This is a genomic window from Novosphingobium sp. (assembly GCF_027486195.1).
Classification (GTDB): Bacteria; Pseudomonadota; Alphaproteobacteria; order Sphingomonadales; family Sphingomonadaceae; genus Novosphingobium.
In genome coordinates this window covers 1-19825 of sequence record NZ_JAIXPP010000120.1, presented here as the reverse complement: position 1 = coordinate 19825, position 19825 = coordinate 1, and the positions used below count along the sequence as shown (strand labels likewise).

Below are 19825 nucleotides of genomic sequence, written 5' to 3'. Positions count from 1 at the left end.
TGGCACCAAGTATGGAGATGACGGATAAGCCGAAGCAATGGTTCGGCGTTGACCGCTACAGTTGGTACGCGCTGTTTGTCCTCGTCATAGTCTACATCATCAACTTCGTGGATCGGCAGCTGCTGACGATCCTTGCGGTCGACATCAAGCACGATCTCGGCATCTCGGATGCCCAGTTCGGCTTTCTCTACGGCACTGCATTCGGCGTTTTCTACGCCTTGTTCGGCATCCCGCTTGGCAAGCTGGCAGACCGCGCCATGCGCACGCGTGTCCTTGCCGCCGGCCTTGCCCTCTGGTCGATAATGACCGCGCTTTCCGGTCTCTCGCGCAGTTTCCTGCAGCTGGGCGCCGCGCGGATCGGCGTTGGCGTGGGCGAGGCGACTGCGGGGCCATGTTCCTACTCGCTGCTGGCGGATTACTTTCCGGCACACCGCCGTGCGACCGCAGTGGCGATCTTTTCGTCAGGCATCTACCTCGGAGGCGGCTTTTCGCTCTACATCGGCACAGCGATCGCCGGGGGCTGGAACCACGCCTTTCCGATGGGGGAGCGGCCATTCGGCCTCGCTGGCTGGCAGGCCGCGTTTCTTGCCGTTGGGCTTCCCGGCCTTGCTCTTGCGCTCTGGGTGCGCAGCTTGCGTGAGCCGCTTCGTGGCCGCTTTGAGGCACCCCAGGCTGAAGGTGCGCCTCGTCCCGCCCCTCAACCCGCGACGCTTGCTGCCTTCGTGCGCGATCTGGCAACTATCGTCCCCCCGTTCACCCTGCTGGCGGCTGCCCGGCGCGGCCGGACGGCCTTGTTCGGCAATCTCGCCATCATGGCCGGTCTGGGCTTGCTTGGGACAATCCTGTCAGTGCTGATCGGCGATCCGGCACAATGGATTGCGCTTGGCATCGGGACTTATGCCATTGCTTCCTGGGCGGTGGCCCTGCGCCACGATGATCCTGAAGCCTTCCAAGTGATCTGGGCCTCGAAGTCGGTCGTGGGCCTCAACCTCGGCTACGGGCTGATGTGTGTGATCACTTACGCCAATTCGGCATTCGGACCTTCGCTGGTGATCCGCGAATTTGGCGCATCAGCCGGTGCCGTGGCGCTGATTGTCGGCGGATCGGCAGCGATTGGCGGCGCGTTGGGCGTGATCGCCGGCGGAGCGCTGGGAGACCGCCTTGCAGGCGATCGCTACCATTCCCGGCGCATTCTCGTGGTAATCGCGGCGCTGCTCACGTCGCTGGTGCCGAACTGCATCATGCTGGCGACCCATTCGCTCACGGTCGTCTACTTCTGCGTGTTCCCGATGTGGTTCCTGGCAAGCTGTGCGCTGGGCGGCGCAGCGGGAACGATCGTGAACATTGTCCCGGCGACAAGTCGTGCCACGGCAACAGCGGCATTCTTCCTGTTTGCGACCATGGTGGGCCTTGCACTCGGGCCTTATGCGGCGGGCAAGATCTCGGGTGCGTTCGGTGCCAATCTGCGCATCGGGCTTGCCGGCATTCTTGTCGTCGTGCCTTTCGCACTGGTGGCTCTCGAAGTGTGCCGCCGCGATCTGGTCAGCCGCGAGCATTAGGTCCGCACCCCGAAGTCAGCTGACTTATCCCGGGTGGGCGATCACCCCCGCATGCCATAGATGCGGGCGGCTCGCAGGCCTTGGCCGTTTTATGCAGCGCGTCATCTTCGCTAAAAGAAAAAGGGGGCCGGATTGCTCCGGCCCCCCAATTCCAATCGGCAGTTCGCCGAAGCTTACATGCCCGAACCCGGACCGTACGTGATTTCCACGCGGCGGTTCTGAAGTTCACGCACGCCGTCCGCGGTCGGAACGCGCGGGTTGGCTTCACCGAAGGCCTGGTTGGTGATCGCGCCATCGGGGATGCCGTGGGCGGTCAGGTAGCCGCGGACCGAGTCGTTGCGACGCTGCGACAGGCCAAGGTTGTACTTCGGCGTGCCCGAACGGTCGGTGTAGCCGGCCAGCATGATCGGAACGCTGGCGCAGTTCCCGTAGGCCGTAACCGCGTTGTCCAGAATGGTCGCCGCTTCAGGCGTGATGTTCGACTTATCCCAGTCGAAGAACACGATGTAGGGACCCTTGTTGCAGACCGGCGCCGGCGGAGGCGGCGGCGGCGGCGGGGGGGGCGGCGGCGGGGGCGGCGGGGGCGGAGCGGGCGGTTCCGGCATCGGCGCAGGCTCGGCGCCACCGAAGTTGTACGCCAGCGTACCGAGCAGCGAATGCGAGCGCCAGCGGCCCGTAAGGTCCTGACCTGTCAGCGCGCCGTTGCCGACGACGTTGACGTTGCTCACGCTGAAGTAGCGATACTTCAGACCCACATCCCAGTGCTTGGAGAGCGGGGTGCGCACACCTGCGATTGCCTGCCACGCGAACTTGGTGGCCGAATCGTCGACACCGCCGAAGCCGGCCGTCACGATGGAGTACTTGACGTTCGCTACGCCGACACCGCCGCCGACAAAGCCCTGAAGGCCATCGTCGCCGCCGAAGTCGAGCAGGCCGTTGACCATGTAGCTGAGAGCCTGCGAGCGGCCGCCCAGCGTACCGGAAGCGCGATCAACCGTGGCACCCGTGTTGTCGGTGATGCGGTCAGCGCGTGCACGGCGATAGCCGACCTCGGACTCAAGGCGGAAGCCGCCGAAGTCGTAACCCACAATACCGCCAACGTCGTAGCCGGTATCGCTCTTGAGGTTTGCCGCGTTAGCGACACCAGCGATGGCCAGATCAGTCCTTTCGACGATCATCGCGCCAGCATCGACCTCGACGTACCAGGAATCTTTCTTGGCGAGTGCCGGCGTTGCGAGCGCCGTGGACGCCAGGGCCAAGCCCACGAGCAGTTTCCGCATTATCATTTCCCCTTTATTCGAAGTCATGCCTCGGGTGCTTTCGCCATTAGCGGCTCTCGTTTTTGCTTGCAAGCAAACGTGAGTGCGGGATGTTGCCAAAAGGCAACTAAAACCAGACATCTAGGCAACGATCCCACACCAGAGCGCGGTCGTCGGCCGGCATGATCGAAGTATGATCGGGGGGATTCAGGGTCAGGACAGTACGCCAGCGGCGCGTAGTGTCGTGATTATCGCAGCAATTGCAGTGCGGGCCTGGCTGTCGATCACTGCGCCGCCGGATGGCATCGTCGGTGCCGGCGCAAGTTGCCAGGTGCCGCCCGCGAAGAATCGGTAGGCGGCTGCTGCGATATCGTAGGCGCGCATCCCCTCTCTGGCAGAAACAAACCGCCAACCGCCTTCGCTCCAGGCGGCAATCCGGCCGCTCTGCCCGGCAAATGGGCCGGTTGCGCTTGCTCCCACCAGCCAGCACTGCCCGTTTGCTGGCGCTGCCGGCGGAGCCGTGATGACCGCTTCGACGGCCGGATGAAGCAGCACGTCTGCCGCTAGCAAGGCTTCATTTACAATCACTTCCTTCTGGCTCTGCCCGGCGAACAGCATGGGCAATGCAAAGCGCGGCGAAGTAGACGAAAAGCTCAGGGGGTCGGTCATCATCGTGTCCTCTCGCGGGCGTCAGGCAGGGAAATCGATGCGCAGCGGCATGGAGGCGGCGTTTCGCCCGATCTGGCGAACGGCAAAATACTGCGGCAGGCCAGCGGGCAGTCCTGCAATCTGCGCCGCTGTCGCCACGAAGGCACTGACCGTCGTTTGCCAGCGCAGCGCCGGTGTATCCGGGTCGCCGACGGTGATTTCCCAGAGCTCCGACTCTTCGTTCAGCGGCGTATCGACTCCATTGAGCCAGACCCATGCCCCGCGTGCCCGCCGCATCCAGCGCAGCGCGATGGAACCATCGCTCTGCAGCACCGCCGTACCGTAAACAGGCGAGAGCGGCCGCAGCGTGGCTTCGGGGTCTGCGATCGGCACAGTGACCGCGGCGGTGTCGCCCAGGCCGACCGCAACGATTTGGGTCGCGGCCGGATCGCCGATCATGGCCGCATCGAGCTGCACCAGGCTGTCGTCGATCAGAACGAAGGGTTCGCCAGTGACATGGGTCCCCACCGCCCACTCCGTTCCGCCGCGACCGCGTAGCCAGTTGCCTAGCCGCCACACGCCGCTTCCCAGCGGTGCGGCGCTTGCAAACTGGGCGATCTCGTTGCCGATCCGGGCCCGATTCGCCCCCTGCAGCAGCTGGGCGAGGCTGGCATCGACCAGCACTTGATCCGTGCCCGCCAGCACGACGTCCAGCGTCGATTGGCGATCGAGCAAGAGCGGTGACGCGGTGGGCAGCGCGCCAATGGTGCGGCCCATGCGCGCCCTGCTACGTCCGGTCGAGCCGATGGAAGCCAGTGCGCCGCCATCGCCGCCGAGATCCGCAAGCAGGGCGGCGCCGGTCCAGCCCGCACTGGCTCCCGATGCCGCGGCGAAAACCGCTGCCGTCGTTCCGCTCCCGGTCCCATCCCATGGCAGCGCAAACGCTTCCAGCACAGTCGGTGTGTTGGCAAGATCCGCAGCGGGATTGAACCGGCCCGGATCCGTCACGGGTGCCGAACTCACGGCAGTCGCTCCGCTTGACGGGCTCGCGGTCAGCGACAGCAACACACCGTCCTGCTGCCACTCCCATTGGGAAATCCGCCATAGGCCAGAGGCGATTGGAATGCTCACGAATGCACCGGGGGTTATCGCGGGGTCGATTTCCGTGATCCGGTAGGTGATCGTATCGGCAGGGCGCGCTGCCCGGCGACTCGCATTGCCGGCCAGCGTCTGCGCCTCTGCGGCGCTCAGCGCCGCCGGAAGTTCGATGACCTCGAGGTCGCCCTGCTCGCTCCGGCCGATTCCGCGCTGGAGCCCTGGCTGGTAATCGCGCGCTACGTCGTAGTATCGGACACCGCACTGGCGCACTCGCGGCAGAGGTTCGCGCTTGCGCGACCAGCCACTGGCCTTGGCCTCGGCCGATTCGCGCTCCTTGGTCGCGGCCGCCGGGCCAGGCAAGGCCACTGGCGAGACAGGCCCGGTTGGCTCTGCCGCGCGGATCGCCAAAGTGCCCCCGGAGACCGCGCAAACGATCGGCACGGCTTCCGAGATCACCGCCAGCGCGTCACCAGCGGAACCCTGATCGATGCTGAAGCCCGTAAGGCTGGTGTCCAGATTGCTCACCGCCGCGTCCGGCAGGATCGCCCGCGCGATGGCACCGATCGAAGTGCCGGCCGTGTCCGCCAGTATCTCGAAGGTCAGCGAGGGGATGCGGTTGCCATAGTCCGCCAGCTCCAGATCCTCGAACACCGCATAGGCAATGCCGCGATGCGCAGGACACTGCGTGACCCCCTCAGCCTGGACCATCAGCGGGTCGGCGGCCTGATCTCCATGGCCATTGTGGATGCGCAGCGTGCCACCCACCTTGAGATCGCCACCCGCGCCGCGCAGCAGGTTGCCGTCAGCCCAGATTCGTCCGATGCCCGCGATCGGCCTGCTGGCAATGGCCACCGCGAACGACGAGGTGTAGGTATAGCTGGTGACGGAAGGTCGTCCCTTGCCGCCGCGCGCCGTGTCCTTGTGCTCGACCAGTTCAGTTGCCCAGATCACACTGCCCGCAGCCCGCATCTTGCCGAAATGCAGGGGCAAAGCAGACCCATAGCTCGATGTCTGGACCGTAAGATCCTTCAGGCGCGGGCCTTCGACCTTGCGTCCCCCCATGATAGCGGCATCGACCTGGCGGCCCACGAGCGCCCCGATCGCACCGCCAAGCGGACCGCCGAACACGGTGCCGACAGCAGTGAGCAGCAAAGTAGCCATACGTGTCAGTCCCTGATTGTGTGCAGCAAGTTCGGCACCCGCCAGCCACCGGCGGTCGGCCATGGCAGGGGTCCGGGCAGAAAGGTCACCCTCCCCAGTCCGGCGTGCGCATGGATGAAGCCGCCCGCAGCACGGACCACAAGGTGCGGCTGGATCGGGCTCACCATGACCAGCACGACATCGGCATCCGCTGGCAGTGCCGGTTCGAACCGATTGGCTTGAGCAAGGGGCAGCAGGCTGTTCACCGAGATGGTGCGCAGGCGATATCCTGCCGGTACGACCGGCTCGGTTCCCGCGCGGCGCATGGCTTCCGCCACCACGCCCACGCAGTCGAGGCCCGTCGCGGGATCGCGGCCATGCAGCCGAAAGCGGACGCCGATCAGGCTCGCTGCGGCTTCAACGAACGCAGCGTTCACCGCTGCGCTGCCGGATAGCGGGTCAGCAGATCATTTCCCGGCAGGAACGGCTCGCCCTGAAAGTTGATGGCGTTGCCGAAACGAGTCGCGCAGGTGCCAAGCGTGTGGTCGCACCCTTCGCGCAGCTCGATCCGTGTGCCGATAGCTGCATTCGCAGCCGCCGCCCGATCCAGCACAAGCCAGGTGCTGTCGACCGCCTCGATCCGGCGAATCAACCCCGCCTCGGGGCCATCGATCCAGCGCAGCGTTCCGAAGGCCAACGATTCGGCAGCCGGCCCCCCTGAAACGCGGACGACTCCCCCATCCGCCGAAGTGGCGGCGAGAACCGCCTGATGGGTGAAGGCATTGGCAGACAGCGTGCAGCCTTCGCCGCAGAATTCGGCCCGGCAGGTGGGTGCGGTTCGCGGCACGATCTGGCGCGCCAGCAGGTCCTTGACCGAACGCAGCTCGGCCGAAAAGCCCGCGCCCTCATGCCCCACGGTACCGATCGTGCCGGCATAAAGCGTCATGCGTTCAAGCGTCTCCCAATCGACCAGCCCCATCGCGATGGAACCGCCGTCGAACCGGCCTGCCGCAAGGTCCATCTCGCGGATGGAATCGTGGCTCAGCGCGCCCGCCACTTCCGCGCTGTCGGCCTCGAAATCGGCGGTGCGGCGGATCGCCGAGGGCACCATGCCGGGCGCGGTGCGATGGACGAGCCCATCGAACGCAAGGTCCCGATCATGGCTCGTGAAGCCCAACGTCACGCCATCGCGCCGCTCGAGCCGCCACCAGATGGCAACGGTCTCAAGCGGCTGGCTGAACCAGACCCTCGTGCTTTCGGGCATGTCAGGCTTCCTCGCGCAGTTCGATCAGCGGCACGCTCGGTGCCTCGCCCGCGGCAAACGCCGCGCCGGAGATGTCGAGCCGGTCTTCGGCAAACCGCACCGGCACGTCGAACAGGAAGCCGGCGCGCACGGTCTTGCCCGCAGCCGGCGCGTCGGCAAACACGATCTCGCCCAGGCCATCGAGGGTCCAGCTCGTCACCGCTACGCCGTCCACGCTCACCAGCAGGCTGTCTGGGCGAGGACGGGTAATGCGCCGCTGCTGCGCATCGATGCCGAGGCCATAGGCCTTTACCAGCGGGAAACGTGCCCTGGCCCCGTTGCCGGTCCCGATCACCTGATCCAGCCCGGTTGGCGTGCCGGTCATGCCATTGGAACTGTAGTCGGATGGATCCCGCAGCCGGAACCCCCGCGCCTGTCCCCGCCGCGCCCGGAAGAAGGCGATCAACTCGCCAAGTTCGGCTTCGGAGCGGACGCCGGGGCCCACATCGAAACGCAACCGAGCATCGGCCCAAAGGCTGCTGCGCCGCTCGAACCCGGATGCCGTGATCGTCACATTGGTCGAAAACTCAGGAGTCACGGTCGCGGACCGGCCAATCGCGATCGGGAAGAGCACGTCGTCGAAGGGTTGCATCATGTCGTCCTCGCTGGCCGCCCCGGCGGTGGCATCGGGCAGGCGGGTAAAGCCGTCGCGCGCAACTTGCGGTAGCGCCCAGATGAAAGTTTCCGCCACGCCCAGCGCCTGCGCTTCGCTCGCGGCTGCATCGATCAGTGGCCACATGGCCTCGGCATCGGCGGCGTTCAGCACAAAGCCCGAGAGGTAATGCTGCTGCGTGCGCGGGTAGCCGAGCCGAGCCTCCGCTTCGGCCCGCCCCCGTGTCCGTCGCGCTTCGAACCCGGCCGTCAGCCAGTCATAGTCTTCGAGCTGCAGCACATCGAAAGTGGGCGCGGCCCATCCGGTCGGCAGGTTCGCGCGCCGCGCCTCGGGTGTCGCGGGATCGAGCACGGTCGGCAGGAATGCCAACAGCAGGGTTTCGCACGGCGCGCTCCCCGCCGCCGTTCGCACGGCAGCAGCAAGGCTCGTCGTCGAACTCGCCAGCAGCGCGCCCGCTGCATCAAGCAGTGCCTTCTGCGCAGCCGTCAGCGTCGCACCAAGGTCGGGAATGACCACCGGGCTGCCGCCCAGCGCCGCCTTGGCTGCGTCGTCGTAGAGACAGATCTTGCGATCTGCAGTGACCCACCACCACGGCTCACCCACCTGATACCGCACCGGCAAGCCGGCTTCGGTCAACAATCCGGCCAGCCGCACCGCAACCTTGCGCAGCCAGTCATTCGCCGCCGTGCTGGCCGGCGAAAGCAATGTCGAAGGCGGCGACCAGCCGGTTCGGGCCGGAGCGCCATCGGCGGTTCGCTGCTGCCAGGCGGCGGGACAATGCTGTGCCAGCAACTCGTAGGATTGCGAGAGGATGACCGTGTATCCCATCGCCTTTGCGGCAGACAGGAACGCCCCATGCCAATGTTCTGCCGCAGGATTGAGTGCAGGCAGCGCCGGATCGACCACGAAACCGCCCGCGCCGTCCGGCGCCAGCGGAAAGAAGTGGCTCATTCCGACATAGTGATTGATGCTGCCGCGATAGCCCAGGCCCCGGATGGTGCGCAGCATTCGCGCCGGCGTCTGGTTGTAGCCGTCGTCATAGCCCGTCGCCATGCAAAGCCCGTGCGGCGGCACCATCACATCGCCGATGGTCAGCATGGGTCTGTGCCCGCTGCAGCGCATGGCGCTCAGTTCGGCCCAGCCCGTCAACGCCGGTGAAAACGGCGTCGTCGCGGTCGCCGAATAGCCGGGCGCGACGAGCGAAATGAACATCCGGTCGATGTCCGAGGGATGGACCGGATCGGCTTCCCCCGGCAGCAGGAACCCACCCGCCAGCGCCGAGAATGGCAACGTCACCACCGCATCGGTCGGGGTCCCCACGGCATAGTTCCACAGCCGCACATACCAGCCGCGCGGATTGCCAGCCGCGTCGCGACCCTCGATCGTCAGCGTCGGTCCATTGATGGCATCAAGCGGCAGCACGCCGCTGGAACGCCAGCGAAACGACAGTGTGAGCCGCGCATAGTCGCGGTCGGTGTCATAGGCGAGCAGCGGGTGGTCCCACCGGTCTGCGCTCTCCCAGATCAGCCCGATCAGATCGTCCGCTTTCTGGAATACCGCATCGACTCGCAGCGCGTCGGGGGCCGTGGTCACCACCGAAGCCATCGCCGGGCGCGGGAAATCCACGGTCCAGAAGCGCGGATCGAACCGCTGGATCGTGTCGGTCGCCTGCACGGTGCGGCGGTTTGCCAGCCAGAAGCTCATGGCCTCTCGTTCCTCCTCAGTATTCGCTCAGAGCGCGGCGCACCGCCTGCGCCACCTGACGGCTGGAGCGGCGCAGGCTTTCCGGGCTGCTGCTGCCTGCGGGCGCGACCACCTTGATCGAGACGTTGACAGCCCGCCCGCCGCCGCCGCTGCCCGGGTCGATCTGCCCGGCCGATGTCGGCACGAACAGCTCCGGCCCGCGCTCGCCGACGAGGTATGGCCGTCCCGGTGCAACTGGCCCGCCCGTCGCTCGGCCCGGCAACCCGAAGATCGAGCTGATCAGGCCGCCAAGCCCGAGGATTCCGCCGCCAAGGCCACTGCTTCCCGAACTCCCGAGCCCGATCGAGGCCAGGCCGCCGCGCAGGGCCTGCGCCGCAATGTCGTCGAGCACCCGGAGACCGGTACGGCGCAAGTCCTCGAACCCCAGGCTTCCGCGCCGCACGGCGCTCAGCAACCCGCGCTCCAGCACATCGCTGCCCCGGCTGAAGCCATCGACCAGGATCGAATCGAAGCTGTTGCGCATCTGGCCGATGTCGGCGGCAAACCCGTCGGTGCTGGCCCGCACATCGACGACCAGCGTAGAAAGACTATCCATGCGCGTCGCGCTCCATCATTGCAGACAGGGTGGTGCGGTCGATGCCGCCCGCCGGCGGCGGCGCGGCGGCCATGACAACCGCCGCCAGTTCGGCCGGGGTGGCGGACCAGAAGGTATCCGGCGCCCAGCCGATCAGCAGCGCGGCCTGGCCCGAAAGCCGTGTCGCGGCCTCGCCGAAACGGGCTTCGGCCTTGGCGCTCATCCGCCGCCCTTCAGCACCTGCACGAGCAGGCTGCGCAGCGCCGGTGCGCAGGCAGAGAGGCCGGCGCGGGTTACCGCCTCGGCAAAGTCCTCGCGGCTTTGTGCGGAAGGATGCGCCAGGCAATGCCAGAACAGCGCCACCATTTCGCTCAGCTTCAGCTCGCCGCCGCTCGCGCGCTCGACAAGCGCAAACAGCGGCCCAAGCTCCTCTTCGGCGGCCACAAGGGCACCGAAAGTCGGGCGCAGCACATGCGTCACGCCGTCCAGCGGCAGACCAGCCTCGCCGCGATGCGGATTGGCGGTCACGGGCGTCATCGGCACGCCGGTCATACCTGCACCACCACGCCCGAGCTTTCGAGCGACAGCGTGTAATTGCGCTCACCGTTGAAATCGCCGGAGTAATCCAGCTTCTGGACAAGGAACTTGCCGCGCATCTTCTCGCCGCCCTCGAACGAAAGCTCGTAGTCGGTGATGGTGCCGGCCAGCGCATTGCCGCGAACCTGGCTCTCGGCTGCGCTGCCAAGGAAGATTCCGGCTGCACTCACGCTCACCGATCGCGTTCCTGCGCCGGAAAGCAACTCGCGCCAGCCACCCGAATCCTTGCTGGTCACCACCACCAGTTCGCCGTTGATCGACATCTGCGTCGTGCGCAGCCCGGCCACGGTGTTGTAGGTCGGCGTCGCGGCGCCATCGCTGATCTTCAGCAGAAAGGCGCTTCCCTTCTGTGCGGGCATTTCGGTTCTCCTGATTGAGAGTTAGGCATCACATTCGCAAGGCTGGGCCTGCGGTCAGGCGGCCAGCACCCGCGCCCGGTATTCGAGCACCAGCGAACGCAGTGCCTCGCCGCGCTGCTCGGCGCGGGCCTTGAGGAACGTCAGGCTGGCGATCCGGAATCCGGCTGCGCTCTGGTCGGCAGGCAGGCTTTCCATCCGCGCTTCGATAGCGCCGATCAGATCGGTCTCCGCCAGTTGCGCATAGCCGCGGTAGTTGAGCTCGAGCGCCACGCGGATTTCGCGCCCACGCAGGCTCTTGTTGCTCCAGTCGGTGCTCGCACTCGCCGTCAGCGCCAGCCAGGGCAGCGCGGTCTTGATCGGCGCTTCCTCGACAATCGCGTTCAGTCCGTCCGCCAGCGTCGGATCGGCGGCGAGCCAGGCAATAACTGCGGCACGAAAAGCCAGTTCCATTGCTCACTCCTGTCACAGCAAGGGCCAAAGCCACCGCGCGGACCGCCAGTTGGCCGTGTTGTCCGGTGCGGGGCGGCTGGCGGCCCGGGCTTCGGCGATGCGGCGCGCGGCGGCGATCAGCTGCTGCTGCACCTGGGCAAAGTTGCTGCCGGTTCCGCTCATGCGATGCGCATCCGCCGCCAGGGCCGCCACAGCGCCGCCACCGAAGCAGGCGGCCCGGCCATGGCCTTGTCATTGTCCCGCACGCGGTGCTGGTAGGCGGCCCAGCGCACCAGACCCTGCTGGATCGCATCGGGCAGCGTGTCCCACCCTTCTGCCATCCCGGCGGTGAACTTCACGGCAACGCGGGTCTGCTCGATCGGCCGCGTGAGCCGAATGCGCCCGGTGCCTTCGGCGTCGATGTCGATATCGTAGTCGGTCGCCGCCAGCGCAGTTCGGGTGCCATCCGCTGCAATCGCCAGCACGCCGGTGATCGCCTTGACTGGCCGGGTCGCCAGCGATTGCCAGTCACCACAAGTCTGCAGCACTTCCTCGCAGCCCGATACCAGCGGCATCGTGCCGATAAATCCTTCGCACAGCTCCAGCGCGGTCTTGATCAGACCTGTCAGCTCCGCGTCATCGCGCGTCGTGCTGATGCCAAGCCATGCCTTGAGTTCGGCGAGCGCCGTCGGTGCCAGTATCGGCGGCGCGGTTATTGCCCGCTTCATGGCAATCTCCGGTGTTCGGGGGATGGGAAACATCCAGGGCAGGAAAAGGGGGCGTCCGCGGCGTGAGGGGAGCCGCCGCGGACGCGGGGCCGGCGCGACAGGGGATTTCGCGCCAGCCCTCAACCATTCAGGCCTTTACCAGTCAGGCCTGCCTCGTTCAGGTCGAGATCTTGAGCAGCTTGATCGCGTCGCTATCGAGCAGCTGGCCACCGACGCGGCGCGTCGCATAGAACTGCACGTAGGGCTTGTTGGTATAGGGATCGCGCAGGATCGTCGTCGCGGTGCGCTCGGCGATGAGGTAACCGGCCTTGAAGTTGCCGAACGCGATCGGGAAGCTGCCCGCACCGATATCGGGCATGTCTTCGGCCTCGATCACCGGATAGCCCAGCAGCCGGCTCGGCTGGCCATCGACGATGCCCGCCTGCCACAGGAACGAGCCATCGGCCGCCTTGAACTTGCGCACCGTCGCCAGCGTTGCCGAATTCATCATCCACACCGCGCCCTGGCGCAGCGCTGCCTTCATCGCGAAGACCATGTCGATCAGCTTCGCTTCCGGCGTCGTGTCAAACGCATTGGCATTGCCCGATGCGATGAACTGCAGCGTGCCGAAAGCGCGCGCCGTATCGCTCTGCGCGGCGGTCGGCCCGGTGAGGAAGCCGCGCGGCTGGTTGGTGCCGGTGCCGTTGATGAAGGCGGCGCCTTCGGCACGGGCGAACTCGCTGGCAATTTCACCTGCCAGCCAGGTGCTCACATCGAACGCGGCATCGTCGAGCATCTGCTGCGTCGCCGAGGGATTGGCGTAGAGCTCGCCCAACGGCGGCACGATCTCGGCGAACTTGGGGCTTGCCGTCTCGGTACGCGCGCCGGTTTCGCTGGCCCAGCCAGACGCCGTACCGCCGATCGAGATCAGGCGGCGGAAGCCGCTGGTGCTGGTCTGCACCACATTGGCCACGCTGCGCACCGGGCTCATCTTGAGCAGGCGGCGCGCGATCTCGGTATCGATCGTACGCGGAACGGTGAAGCCGCCATCCGCCGGCGAAGCGATCGAGAAGCCCTTGAGCTCGGTCTCCCGGCCCATGCGCAGATAGCCATCGACAAAGCCCTTGAGCTCCGGCGAAGCTTCCAGCGCGCCATCCGCCGCGCTGCCAATGACCGGCCGCACCGCCGCGCGGTTCACCTTGTCGAGCCGGCCCTTCACTTCGGCAATGTCGCCGCGCAGCGCCTCGATTGCGGCGGCCGCCTCATCCTGCCGCAGCGCGATGTCGAACGACGCGTCGAACGCGTCGGCCTTGGTCTCGATTGCGCCGCTCATGGCGCTTTCGGGGGTGTTGATGTCCATGGAACCGAACGTCCTTTCTTGATGGCGGCCGTCATTGCGGGGCCTCACGCTCCGCGGCGGCCGTTTCGGGGTTCACGAAAATGTTGGGGTTACGAAGACTTGGAGGTTACGCTGGCGCCAATCGGCCGCCATTGCTGTCGACATAGTGGACCCGGGCCAGTTGCTGCATGGGCCGGGTCACCAGGCTGACTTCGATCAGGTCGATGCTGCGCAGTTGGCGCCCGCTGCCCTGCGGTGCGGCATCGCGCACCCGATATCCGAACGAGAGGCCATTCACCGCCCCTGCCGCCAGAGCCTTGGCGGCGGGGCCAGCACCGGGCGAAAGCGAAGCGATCACGCGCAGGCCGTGCCGGTCTTCCTCGGCAAGATCGACCCAGCCGATCCGCTGGCCGGTGCGGTGCTGCCATAGCAGGGGCAGCCGCACGCCCGCCTCCTTGCGCGCCGCCAGCGTTTCGGCAAATGCGCCCGGCAGGATCACATCACCGCCGCTGTCGCGTTTGCCGAAGACGGCGGCGTAACCTGCAAAGCGAAGGGCCGGAGGCGCCGGTTCCGCTGCGCCGCTCATCGCAGCACATCCTCGGATCCGAGCCGCACCGCGATGCCCAGCAGCAGCAGCGCGAGCAGTCCGCGCACCACCCAGCCGACCACAGCCTTCCAGGCGCTCGCCTTCGCGTCCCGCCAAGCCCGCAACAGCTCGCGCAGTTCGGCCAGATCCTCATGCGCGGTTTCGTCGGCAAGGCCCATCTGCTCGAGCGCCCGCGCCGCACCCAGCTCGCTTGCTTCTTCGACCACGGCCCTGAGCGTGATCAGTTCAGAGCCTTCGCTCCCGGCCTGCGCCAGCAGCCCGGCCAGCATGTCCTCGCGTCTCATGCCAGTTTCTCCGCAATGCCGAGCATCTGCCGCTTCTCGGCAGGTGTCAGGAAATCCGCCGCCGTCACCTGCGACCACAATGCCTGCCGGTCCTCGGCCAGCGCCGACACCCGGTCGAGTTCGACCGCCAGCCGCGCATCCGCGAACCAGGGCGCCAGCCCTTCGGCGAGTGCATCCAGAATCTTGCCCGCCAGCGGCAACAGCGTGAGCCGCCACAGCGCGCGATTGGCCTCGCGGTAATTGGCGTACGTGTTATCGCCCGGCAGCCCGAGCAGCATCGGCGGCACGCCGAAGGCGAGAGCGATATCCCGCGCCGCCGCTGCCTTCAGCGTGGCAAAGTCCATGTCCGCCGGGCTCAGCGCCAGCGTCTGCCACTTGAGCCCGCCTTCCAGCAGCATCGGGCGTCCGGCATTGGTTTCGCCCGAAAACGCTGCCGCCAGCTCGGTCTTGATCCGTTCGAACTGGTCGGCGCTCAGCGCCGCACCCGGCTCGCCGGGGTCATAGACCAGCGCACCGGAAGGCCGCGCCGCGTTCTCCAGCAGCGCCCGGTTCCACCGCGCGGCGGCATTGTGGATCGCCACCGCTTCGTCCGCCGCCTCCAGGCAGCCTGCGCCATAGTGATCGTCTGAGGGGTGATAGGCGCGGATGTGAATGAGGTTGGGCTGGCCGAACTCGTCCACCGCATCGATCTGCAGCGTCGTCTCGCCCAGCGTGTAAGTGAACGCCGCCGGCCAGCCCTTGCTGTCGGGCACGATCCGCACCCGCTCAGGGCGCAGCGCAAAGAGTTCGGCCGGCTGGCCATCGGCATCGCGCAGCACCTGTACATAGCCGTTGCCGTGCAGCAGCAGCTGGCTTGCCAGCGTCTCGAGCAGCGCCTGCCCCGCGCTGGTCGCGCCGACCAGCCGGACCAGTTCCGGGTCCGATGCAGAAAGCGGCGCGCTGCCCACACCCTCGGCCACCAGCCGCACGGCGCGCTGCGCAACCGGGTTCTTCAGATAGGCCTCGCGGATTGCGGCCGGATAGTTGAGCGGCCCTCGCGCCTCGCCGCCGCGCCATTGAAACGCCTCGGCCCAGGGGGAAATGAACCCGCGTGCCAGAGGCGCACGGTCGGTTACCGCGGCGCCCTTGAAGGCCGCCGCGAGGCTTTGCAAAATTGACATGTCCAGCCTTTCAAAACGCTCGAAGCGATGATTTCCCCTCCGGCTTGCGGGAGGGGCTGGGGGTGGGCGTGTTCCCCCGAATCCGGGAATTGGCCCCTCAATCAATCCAGATGCGCGGCTCTCCAGCGCGGCCGAGCATCAGTTCGGTCAGCGCCCAGACACAGGCGTCGGCCCGGTCCGGTGATCGGCCGGGACCCTGATAGGTTCCGCCCGGCAGTAACCCGCACAGTTCGTCCTCAAGCCGTGCGAAGAAGCCGGCATGGCGCACCCGCCCGGCTTCATAGAGCGCTGCGACCGGCTCAGCCCGCGCTGTTTTCCCCCGCGTTGCGTGCACCAGCCGCAACGGCAGCGTGGCATTGGCCGCCCGCAGCACGGCTCCCACCATCGCGCCGCCCTGGTTGGCCTCGGCCACCACGCGGTCGGCAGACCACGCTCGTGCCGTTTCGGCCACCGCACGGGCCCATCGCTCCGGGCTGGCTTTCTCGACCGATGCGTCTGCCAGCACGCGCGCCACACCGTCGTCGCCCAGCCCGCAAACCACGATCCCGCAGGCGTCGCCTTCGGCGCTGGCCGGTGGATCGACTCCCACGATCACGCGCGTCATCGCCGGAGCCGCGCCGGTGTCACGGCAAGTCTCGATCAGCCCGCGCGTCCACAGCGCGCCGGGCAGATCATCGATCAGCTCGCCCTCCAGTTCCTGCCGCCCCAGCAGCGTCCCGCCGAATTCGCGCGTCACATCGGCAAGGAATCGACCCGGCAGGTTGGCCTCGTTCTCCAGCGTCGAACCGCGCGTCAGCACGACATCGTCGTCTGCGCCGACCTGCGCCACCAGCCGCCTGACCAGCGGCACCGCACGCGGCGTCGTCGTCGCCACGATCTGCGGTGTGCTCCCCAGCCGCAGGCCCAGCATCAGGTTGTCCCAGCACCGCCGGGCTTGCCCCTGGTTGTCGTCCCACTTGGCAATTTCGTCGCACCAGGCGTGGCTATGCTGCGGCCCGCGCAAGGCCTCGGCTTCCGCCGCCGAGTAAAGCAGCGCCTGCGCCCCGCCGGGCCATACGATCCGGCGCAGCGATGGCTCATAGCGCGGCCTCAGGTGCGGCGGGCTCACAGCCATCAGGCCGCTCTCACCCTCCACCAACACGCTGCGCGCTTCGTGCAAGGAGGAAGCCACCAGCGCGATCCGTGCGGAATGGTCGCTTTCGGCCACCATCCGCACCCATTCCGCCCCGGCGCGCGTCTTGCCGAACCCGCGCCCCGCCATGATCAGCCACACCCGCCAGTCGCCCGGCGGCGGCAGCTGCGAGGCGCGGGCCCACAGCGACCAGTCCGCCAGCACCGCGTTTCGTTCGCTCTCGTTGAGCCAATCCGGCAGCGCATGGGCCAGTCGGTCCTCGTCATGGCGCAGAAAGTCCAGCCGGTCGGACCTCACGCGGGATCCTGCGGCTTGGGCAGGATCCCGGCTGCCAGCGCCGCAGCCTCGCGCTGTGCCTTGGCCTCCATCACCCGGCGGCGCAGTTCATCGACCTTGCGATCGATCGCAGCCCGGATTTCCTCCGCGCTCGTATGCTGGCGCTGCGCACGTTCCCGCGTGGTCGATTCGCGGTGCGCGGCCAGCAGGCGGAACGCCGTGGCATTGTCGAAGGTCCGGTTGCCCTTCTTGGCGCCCGCCGCAGGCTTCACCTCGCCGGTGCGGAGCCGGCAGAGCAGCTCCATCTCTAGGTTGTCGTAGCCTTCGCAGAGCGCCACCTGCCATTCGCGGTTGAATTCGTGATTATGCCGCCGGCGGTTATACGCAGTCGAAACATCGATGGACGCCGCGCGGGCCGCCGCAGCGACGTTAGAGGTATCCGCAAGCGCGGCCAGGAAGACGCCTGCCCACTTGGGGGTGCTGTCCGATCTGGCGCGACGCGCAGGGGCGGCGGTGCGCGGCTTCGGCGCATTGGGTCGCTGGGCCATGAGGTTTCCGTCGCTGGGGGAGGGGAAGCACCGACCGATCCGCTGCCGGGGCGGCGACTCGGTCTTTCGCGATGTTCCTGTTATGTACTCAAACAGCGTGACGATGTCAAGGATTTTGTACCCATATGGTTAAGCGCTGCGCCCCCTAGCACTTTGGCGCGTGCTCGCTTAGGGAATGTTTGGATTGCGTTGCTAGGGACCATTCGCGGGACTTGTCCCGATTCTGCCCGCAGGCGCACGTTTGATCAGTCGAGTACCCAGCCCAATGCTTCGCAGCCTTTATAACTGGACCATGGCCAAGGCCACGCACCCGCTTGCCGAAGTGTGGCTGGCGCTGTTTTCTGCCATGGAAGCCAGCTTCTTCCCTGTGCCGCCGCATCCCTTGCTCGGGGTCATGTGCCTTGCCGAACCGAAAAAGGCGGTGCGTTTCTCCGCGATCGCCACGGCCGGATCCGTGCTTGGCGGCCTGCTGGGCTATGCGATCGGCTATTTCCTCTTCGCCAGCGTCGGCAAGCAGCTGCTCGAGATGCTCCACCTGGCTGAAAGCTTTCCGCAGGCAGCCTGCTATCTGCGTGCCCACGGCTGGGAAATCATCATCGTCAAGGGCGTCTTGCCGATACCGTTCAAGCTGATCACGATCAGCGCCGGTTTCATCAAGATGTCGTTGGTGACGTTCCTTTTCGCCAGCATCATCAGCCGTTCGATCAGCTTCATGATCGTCGGCGGGCTGTTCCAGCTGTTCGGCGCCCCGATCAAGCGCGTGATCGACAAGTACCTTGGGCTTGTCACCATCGGCTTCGTGATTTTCGTCGTCGGCGGATTCGTGCTTGCCGGCATGCTGACCGGCGGCAGCAGTGGTACTGATCCTGAGGCTGTCCGCTGCGCCACGGCTACGCTCGCCAACTTCTGATCGCGTCGCCCTCAGGCTCCCGCCCGATGCGGGCGGGGCGCAGATCCTGTAAAACAGCCTTGCCGGGGCGTCAGTGCCCCGGAAAATCCATCAGCGCTTCCACGGTCACACCGGCGCCCCGCAGGCGTTCTGCACCGTGCAAGTCCGGCAAGTCGATCACGAACAGCGCATGGTCCACCCGCGCACCTGCGCCGCGCAGCAGTTCGGTCGCTGCCAGAGCGGTTCCTCCGGTGGCGATGAGGTCGTCGACGATCACCACCCTCGCACCCTTCTCGATTGCGCCCGGATCGATCTCCAGCCGGTCCCGGCCGTATTCCAGCGCATAGTCGATGCCCACGGTGCGCACCGGCAGCTTGCCCGGCTTGCGCACTGGCACGAAGCCAAGCCGCATGTGTGCCGCCACCGCCGCGCCGAAGATGAAGCCGCGCGCTTCCATGCCGGCGATCACCTCTGCCCCGGCTGCTGTCGCCATCCGCGCCAGATGTGCGATGCAGGCGGCAAAACCCTCACCGTGGCTGATCAGCGTCGTTACGTCGCGAAACAGGATTCCCTTGGCAGGGAAGTCGGGCACCGTGCGCACAAGCGCCTTGATTTCGTCCTCGGTCATGGCGTGCCCTCCATAGCCCCGCCCACAAAAAAGGCCACCGTTGCCGGTGGCCTTTGTTTGTTACCCTGATCGGAAAGATCAGTGCCGGAATGCTTAGTGCTTGTCAGCCCAGACGTTGCGCTTGGCAAGGTAGGCAAGGACCGTGGCCGCCAGCAGGAAGCCCAGCACCGGCCAGCCCGTCTGCTTGCGCTTGTCGAGCTTCGGTTCGGCGGTCCAGGTCAGGAACGCCGAGACGTCCATCGCCATCTGGTCGACCGTGGCGGCCTTGCCGTCGCTGTAGGTCACCTGCCCGTCGCTCACCAGCGGGGCCGGCATCGCAAGGTTCAGGTTGGCGAAGTAGGGGTTGAAGTACAGCCCATCGGGCGTCTTCGCATCCGGGAACATCTTGAGCAGTTCCTGGCCCGCCTCGTTCTTGTAGCCAGCCTGGTCGACATAGCCCGTCAGCAGCGAGTGGATGTACTGCGCACCGCCATGACGCGACTTCGCGACCAGCGAGAGATCCGGCGGCACGCCCTGACCGGCGTAGTACACCGGCGGGAAGTGGTCCGAAGGCAGGTTCGGACGATCACCGCGGTCACCGGTCTTGGGATCGAAGGTCTGGGCCTTATTGCCCCAGTTCTTCGCGATCGCCTTCACTTCGGCCTCGTTGTAGCCCAGCTGAGTCAGGTCGCGGAACGCCACCTGCTTCAGGCTGTGACAGTTCGAGCAGACTTCCTGGTAAACCTTGAAGCCGCGCTGAAGCTGCGCCTTGTCGAACGTGCCGAAGGCGCTGTCGAACGAGAACGCGACTTCCTTCGGATGCTTGTGGAACAGCGCTTCCGCGGTGGGCGGAGAGGGCTGGGTCACCGCGTTATAGGCGCCGTTTCCGAACGACCAGAGCAGCGCGACTGCGAAGAAGAGGCCAACGAGCGGGCCAAATAGACGGACCATGAGGTTTCCCTTTGGATGTGCCGGGTTGGCAGGCTCAGGCGA

At 66.6% G+C, this 19825-nt stretch carries 23 protein-coding genes; 2 read left to right on the top strand and 21 right to left on the bottom strand.

What is annotated here, in order from left to right; genetic code table 11:
* Positions 1-1559, top strand: a 1559-nt coding sequence (locus Q0071_RS20460) for an MFS transporter (RefSeq protein WP_366886873.1), incomplete at its 5' end; no start/stop codon positions are given.
* A gap of 173 nt (positions 1560-1732) precedes the next feature.
* Here the strand turns inward: Q0071_RS20460 and Q0071_RS20455 are convergent.
* The 19 genes from Q0071_RS20455 to Q0071_RS20365 all read right to left on the bottom strand — a co-directional run bounded on the left by Q0071_RS20455 (position 1733) and on the right by Q0071_RS20365 (position 17336).
* Positions 1733-2839 (bottom strand): OmpA family protein, encoded by a 1107-nt coding sequence (locus Q0071_RS20455; protein WP_298174112.1) that lies wholly within the window; start codon positions 2837-2839, stop codon positions 1733-1735.
* A gap of 192 nt (positions 2840-3031) precedes the next feature.
* A complete protein-coding gene (locus Q0071_RS20450) occupies positions 3032-3487 on the bottom strand; it encodes a DUF2793 domain-containing protein (protein WP_298174108.1) in 456 nt (151 codons plus the stop codon).
* A gap of 21 nt (positions 3488-3508) precedes the next feature.
* On the bottom strand, positions 3509-5725 hold the full coding sequence (locus tag Q0071_RS20445; protein ID WP_298174106.1) for a phage tail protein: 2217 nt from the start codon (positions 5723-5725) through the stop codon (positions 3509-3511).
* Positions 5726-5730: 5 nt separating this feature from the next.
* The gene (locus Q0071_RS20440) at positions 5731-6141 is read right to left on the bottom strand and encodes a peptidoglycan endopeptidase (RefSeq protein ID WP_298174104.1); all 411 of its coding nucleotides are present in this window, start codon (positions 6139-6141) and stop codon (positions 5731-5733) included.
* On the bottom strand, positions 6138-6968 hold the full coding sequence (locus Q0071_RS20435) for a DUF2163 domain-containing protein (RefSeq protein ID WP_298174102.1): 831 nt from the start codon (positions 6966-6968) through the stop codon (positions 6138-6140). Before Q0071_RS20435 ends, Q0071_RS20440 begins: the two co-directional genes overlap by 4 nt.
* A gap of 1 nt (position 6969) precedes the next feature.
* Positions 6970-9324, bottom strand: coding sequence for a DUF2460 domain-containing protein (locus tag Q0071_RS20430; protein WP_298174100.1), 2355 nt, complete (start codon positions 9322-9324; stop codon positions 6970-6972).
* A gap of 16 nt (positions 9325-9340) precedes the next feature.
* A complete protein-coding gene (locus Q0071_RS20425) occupies positions 9341-9919 on the bottom strand; it encodes a tail tape measure protein (protein WP_298174097.1) in 579 nt (192 codons plus the stop codon).
* Positions 9912-10121, bottom strand: a complete 210-nt coding sequence (locus Q0071_RS20420) for a phage tail assembly chaperone (protein WP_298174095.1) — start codon at positions 10119-10121, stop codon at positions 9912-9914. The genes Q0071_RS20425 and Q0071_RS20420 overlap by 8 nt, the downstream gene beginning before the upstream one ends.
* Positions 10118-10450, bottom strand: a complete 333-nt coding sequence (locus tag Q0071_RS20415; protein ID WP_298174093.1) for a gene transfer agent family protein — start codon at positions 10448-10450, stop codon at positions 10118-10120. Before Q0071_RS20415 ends, Q0071_RS20420 begins: the two co-directional genes overlap by 4 nt.
* A complete protein-coding gene (locus Q0071_RS20410; protein ID WP_298174091.1) occupies positions 10447-10854 on the bottom strand; it encodes a phage major tail protein, TP901-1 family in 408 nt (135 codons plus the stop codon). Before Q0071_RS20410 ends, Q0071_RS20415 begins: the two co-directional genes overlap by 4 nt.
* A gap of 54 nt (positions 10855-10908) precedes the next feature.
* The gene (locus Q0071_RS20405) at positions 10909-11304 is read right to left on the bottom strand and encodes a DUF3168 domain-containing protein (protein WP_298174090.1); all 396 of its coding nucleotides are present in this window, start codon (positions 11302-11304) and stop codon (positions 10909-10911) included.
* Positions 11305-11316: 12 nt separating this feature from the next.
* Positions 11317-11466 carry a hypothetical protein gene (locus Q0071_RS20400; RefSeq protein WP_298174087.1) on the bottom strand — a complete coding sequence of 50 codons (150 nt, stop codon included), beginning with the start codon at positions 11464-11466 and terminating at the stop codon, positions 11317-11319.
* Positions 11463-12011: a phage head-tail connector protein gene (locus Q0071_RS20395; RefSeq protein ID WP_298174084.1), complete on the bottom strand. Its 549-nt coding sequence runs from the start codon at positions 12009-12011 to the stop codon at positions 11463-11465. The genes Q0071_RS20400 and Q0071_RS20395 overlap by 4 nt, the downstream gene beginning before the upstream one ends.
* A gap of 157 nt (positions 12012-12168) precedes the next feature.
* Positions 12169-13350 carry a phage major capsid protein gene (locus Q0071_RS20390; protein WP_298174082.1) on the bottom strand — a complete coding sequence of 394 codons (1182 nt, stop codon included), beginning with the start codon at positions 13348-13350 and terminating at the stop codon, positions 12169-12171.
* Between the two features lie 106 nt (positions 13351-13456).
* Positions 13457-13915, bottom strand: a complete 459-nt coding sequence (locus tag Q0071_RS20385; protein WP_298174080.1) for an HK97 family phage prohead protease — start codon at positions 13913-13915, stop codon at positions 13457-13459.
* A complete protein-coding gene (locus tag Q0071_RS20380; protein WP_298174078.1) occupies positions 13912-14220 on the bottom strand; it encodes a DUF6127 family protein in 309 nt (102 codons plus the stop codon). Before Q0071_RS20380 ends, Q0071_RS20385 begins: the two co-directional genes overlap by 4 nt.
* The gene (locus Q0071_RS20375) at positions 14217-15380 is read right to left on the bottom strand and encodes a phage portal protein (protein ID WP_298174076.1); all 1164 of its coding nucleotides are present in this window, start codon (positions 15378-15380) and stop codon (positions 14217-14219) included. The genes Q0071_RS20380 and Q0071_RS20375 overlap by 4 nt, the downstream gene beginning before the upstream one ends.
* A 97-nt stretch (positions 15381-15477) precedes the next feature.
* Positions 15478-16752 carry a terminase family protein gene (locus Q0071_RS20370; protein WP_298174110.1) on the bottom strand — a complete coding sequence of 425 codons (1275 nt, stop codon included), beginning with the start codon at positions 16750-16752 and terminating at the stop codon, positions 15478-15480.
* Between the two features lie 53 nt (positions 16753-16805).
* Positions 16806-17336 carry a hypothetical protein gene (locus Q0071_RS20365; RefSeq protein ID WP_298174074.1) on the bottom strand — a complete coding sequence of 177 codons (531 nt, stop codon included), beginning with the start codon at positions 17334-17336 and terminating at the stop codon, positions 16806-16808.
* Between the two features lie 265 nt (positions 17337-17601).
* Here Q0071_RS20365 and Q0071_RS20360 point away from each other — a divergent pair, with 265 nt between their 5' ends.
* Positions 17602-18246 (top strand): YqaA family protein, encoded by a 645-nt coding sequence (locus Q0071_RS20360; RefSeq protein WP_298174072.1) that lies wholly within the window; start codon positions 17602-17604, stop codon positions 18244-18246.
* Between the two features lie 70 nt (positions 18247-18316).
* On the opposite strand, the gene Q0071_RS20355 is transcribed toward Q0071_RS20360, so the two are convergent.
* A complete protein-coding gene (locus Q0071_RS20355) occupies positions 18317-18853 on the bottom strand; it encodes an adenine phosphoribosyltransferase (protein WP_298174070.1) in 537 nt (178 codons plus the stop codon).
* Positions 18854-18946: 93 nt separating this feature from the next.
* Entirely contained in the window at positions 18947-19783 is an 837-nt protein-coding gene (locus Q0071_RS20350) for a cytochrome c1 (protein WP_298174068.1), read from the bottom strand.
* Positions 19784-19825: the final 42 nt, after the last annotated feature.

Excerpts from the sequence above, each read along its gene's own strand:
- Q0071_RS20375 (WP_298174076.1), bottom strand. The coding sequence starts at position 15,380 with ATGTCAATTTTGCAAAGCCTCGCGGCGGCCTTCAAGGGCGCCGCGGTA.
- Q0071_RS20430 (WP_298174100.1), bottom strand. The coding sequence starts at position 9,324 with ATGAGCTTCTGGCTGGCAAACCGCCGCACCGTGCAGGCGACCGACACG.
- Q0071_RS20415 (WP_298174093.1), bottom strand. The coding sequence starts at position 10,450 with ATGACCGGCGTGCCGATGACGCCCGTGACCGCCAATCCGCATCGCGGC.
- Q0071_RS20365 (WP_298174074.1), bottom strand. The coding sequence starts at position 17,336 with ATGGCCCAGCGACCCAATGCGCCGAAGCCGCGCACCGCCGCCCCTGCG.
- Q0071_RS20395 (WP_298174084.1), bottom strand. The coding sequence starts at position 12,011 with ATGAAGCGGGCAATAACCGCGCCGCCGATACTGGCACCGACGGCGCTC.
- Q0071_RS20445 (WP_298174106.1), bottom strand. The coding sequence starts at position 5,725 with ATGGCTACTTTGCTGCTCACTGCTGTCGGCACCGTGTTCGGCGGTCCG.
- Q0071_RS20360 (WP_298174072.1), top strand. The coding sequence starts at position 17,602 with ATGCTTCGCAGCCTTTATAACTGGACCATGGCCAAGGCCACGCACCCG.
- Q0071_RS20390 (WP_298174082.1), bottom strand. The coding sequence starts at position 13,350 with ATGGACATCAACACCCCCGAAAGCGCCATGAGCGGCGCAATCGAGACC.
- Q0071_RS20400 (WP_298174087.1), bottom strand. The coding sequence starts at position 11,466 with ATGAGCGGAACCGGCAGCAACTTTGCCCAGGTGCAGCAGCAGCTGATC.
- Q0071_RS20425 (WP_298174097.1), bottom strand. The coding sequence starts at position 9,919 with ATGGATAGTCTTTCTACGCTGGTCGTCGATGTGCGGGCCAGCACCGAC.
- Q0071_RS20385 (WP_298174080.1), bottom strand. The coding sequence starts at position 13,915 with ATGAGCGGCGCAGCGGAACCGGCGCCTCCGGCCCTTCGCTTTGCAGGT.
- Q0071_RS20410 (WP_298174091.1), bottom strand. The coding sequence starts at position 10,854 with ATGCCCGCACAGAAGGGAAGCGCCTTTCTGCTGAAGATCAGCGATGGC.
- Q0071_RS20450 (WP_298174108.1), bottom strand. The coding sequence starts at position 3,487 with ATGACCGACCCCCTGAGCTTTTCGTCTACTTCGCCGCGCTTTGCATTG.
- Q0071_RS20380 (WP_298174078.1), bottom strand. The coding sequence starts at position 14,220 with ATGAGACGCGAGGACATGCTGGCCGGGCTGCTGGCGCAGGCCGGGAGC.
- Q0071_RS20350 (WP_298174068.1), bottom strand. The coding sequence starts at position 19,783 with ATGGTCCGTCTATTTGGCCCGCTCGTTGGCCTCTTCTTCGCAGTCGCG.
- Q0071_RS20435 (WP_298174102.1), bottom strand. The coding sequence starts at position 6,968 with ATGCCCGAAAGCACGAGGGTCTGGTTCAGCCAGCCGCTTGAGACCGTT.
- Q0071_RS20405 (WP_298174090.1), bottom strand. The coding sequence starts at position 11,304 with ATGGAACTGGCTTTTCGTGCCGCAGTTATTGCCTGGCTCGCCGCCGAT.
- Q0071_RS20420 (WP_298174095.1), bottom strand. The coding sequence starts at position 10,121 with ATGAGCGCCAAGGCCGAAGCCCGTTTCGGCGAGGCCGCGACACGGCTT.
- Q0071_RS20455 (WP_298174112.1), bottom strand. The coding sequence starts at position 2,839 with ATGCGGAAACTGCTCGTGGGCTTGGCCCTGGCGTCCACGGCGCTCGCA.
- Q0071_RS20355 (WP_298174070.1), bottom strand. The coding sequence starts at position 18,853 with ATGACCGAGGACGAAATCAAGGCGCTTGTGCGCACGGTGCCCGACTTC.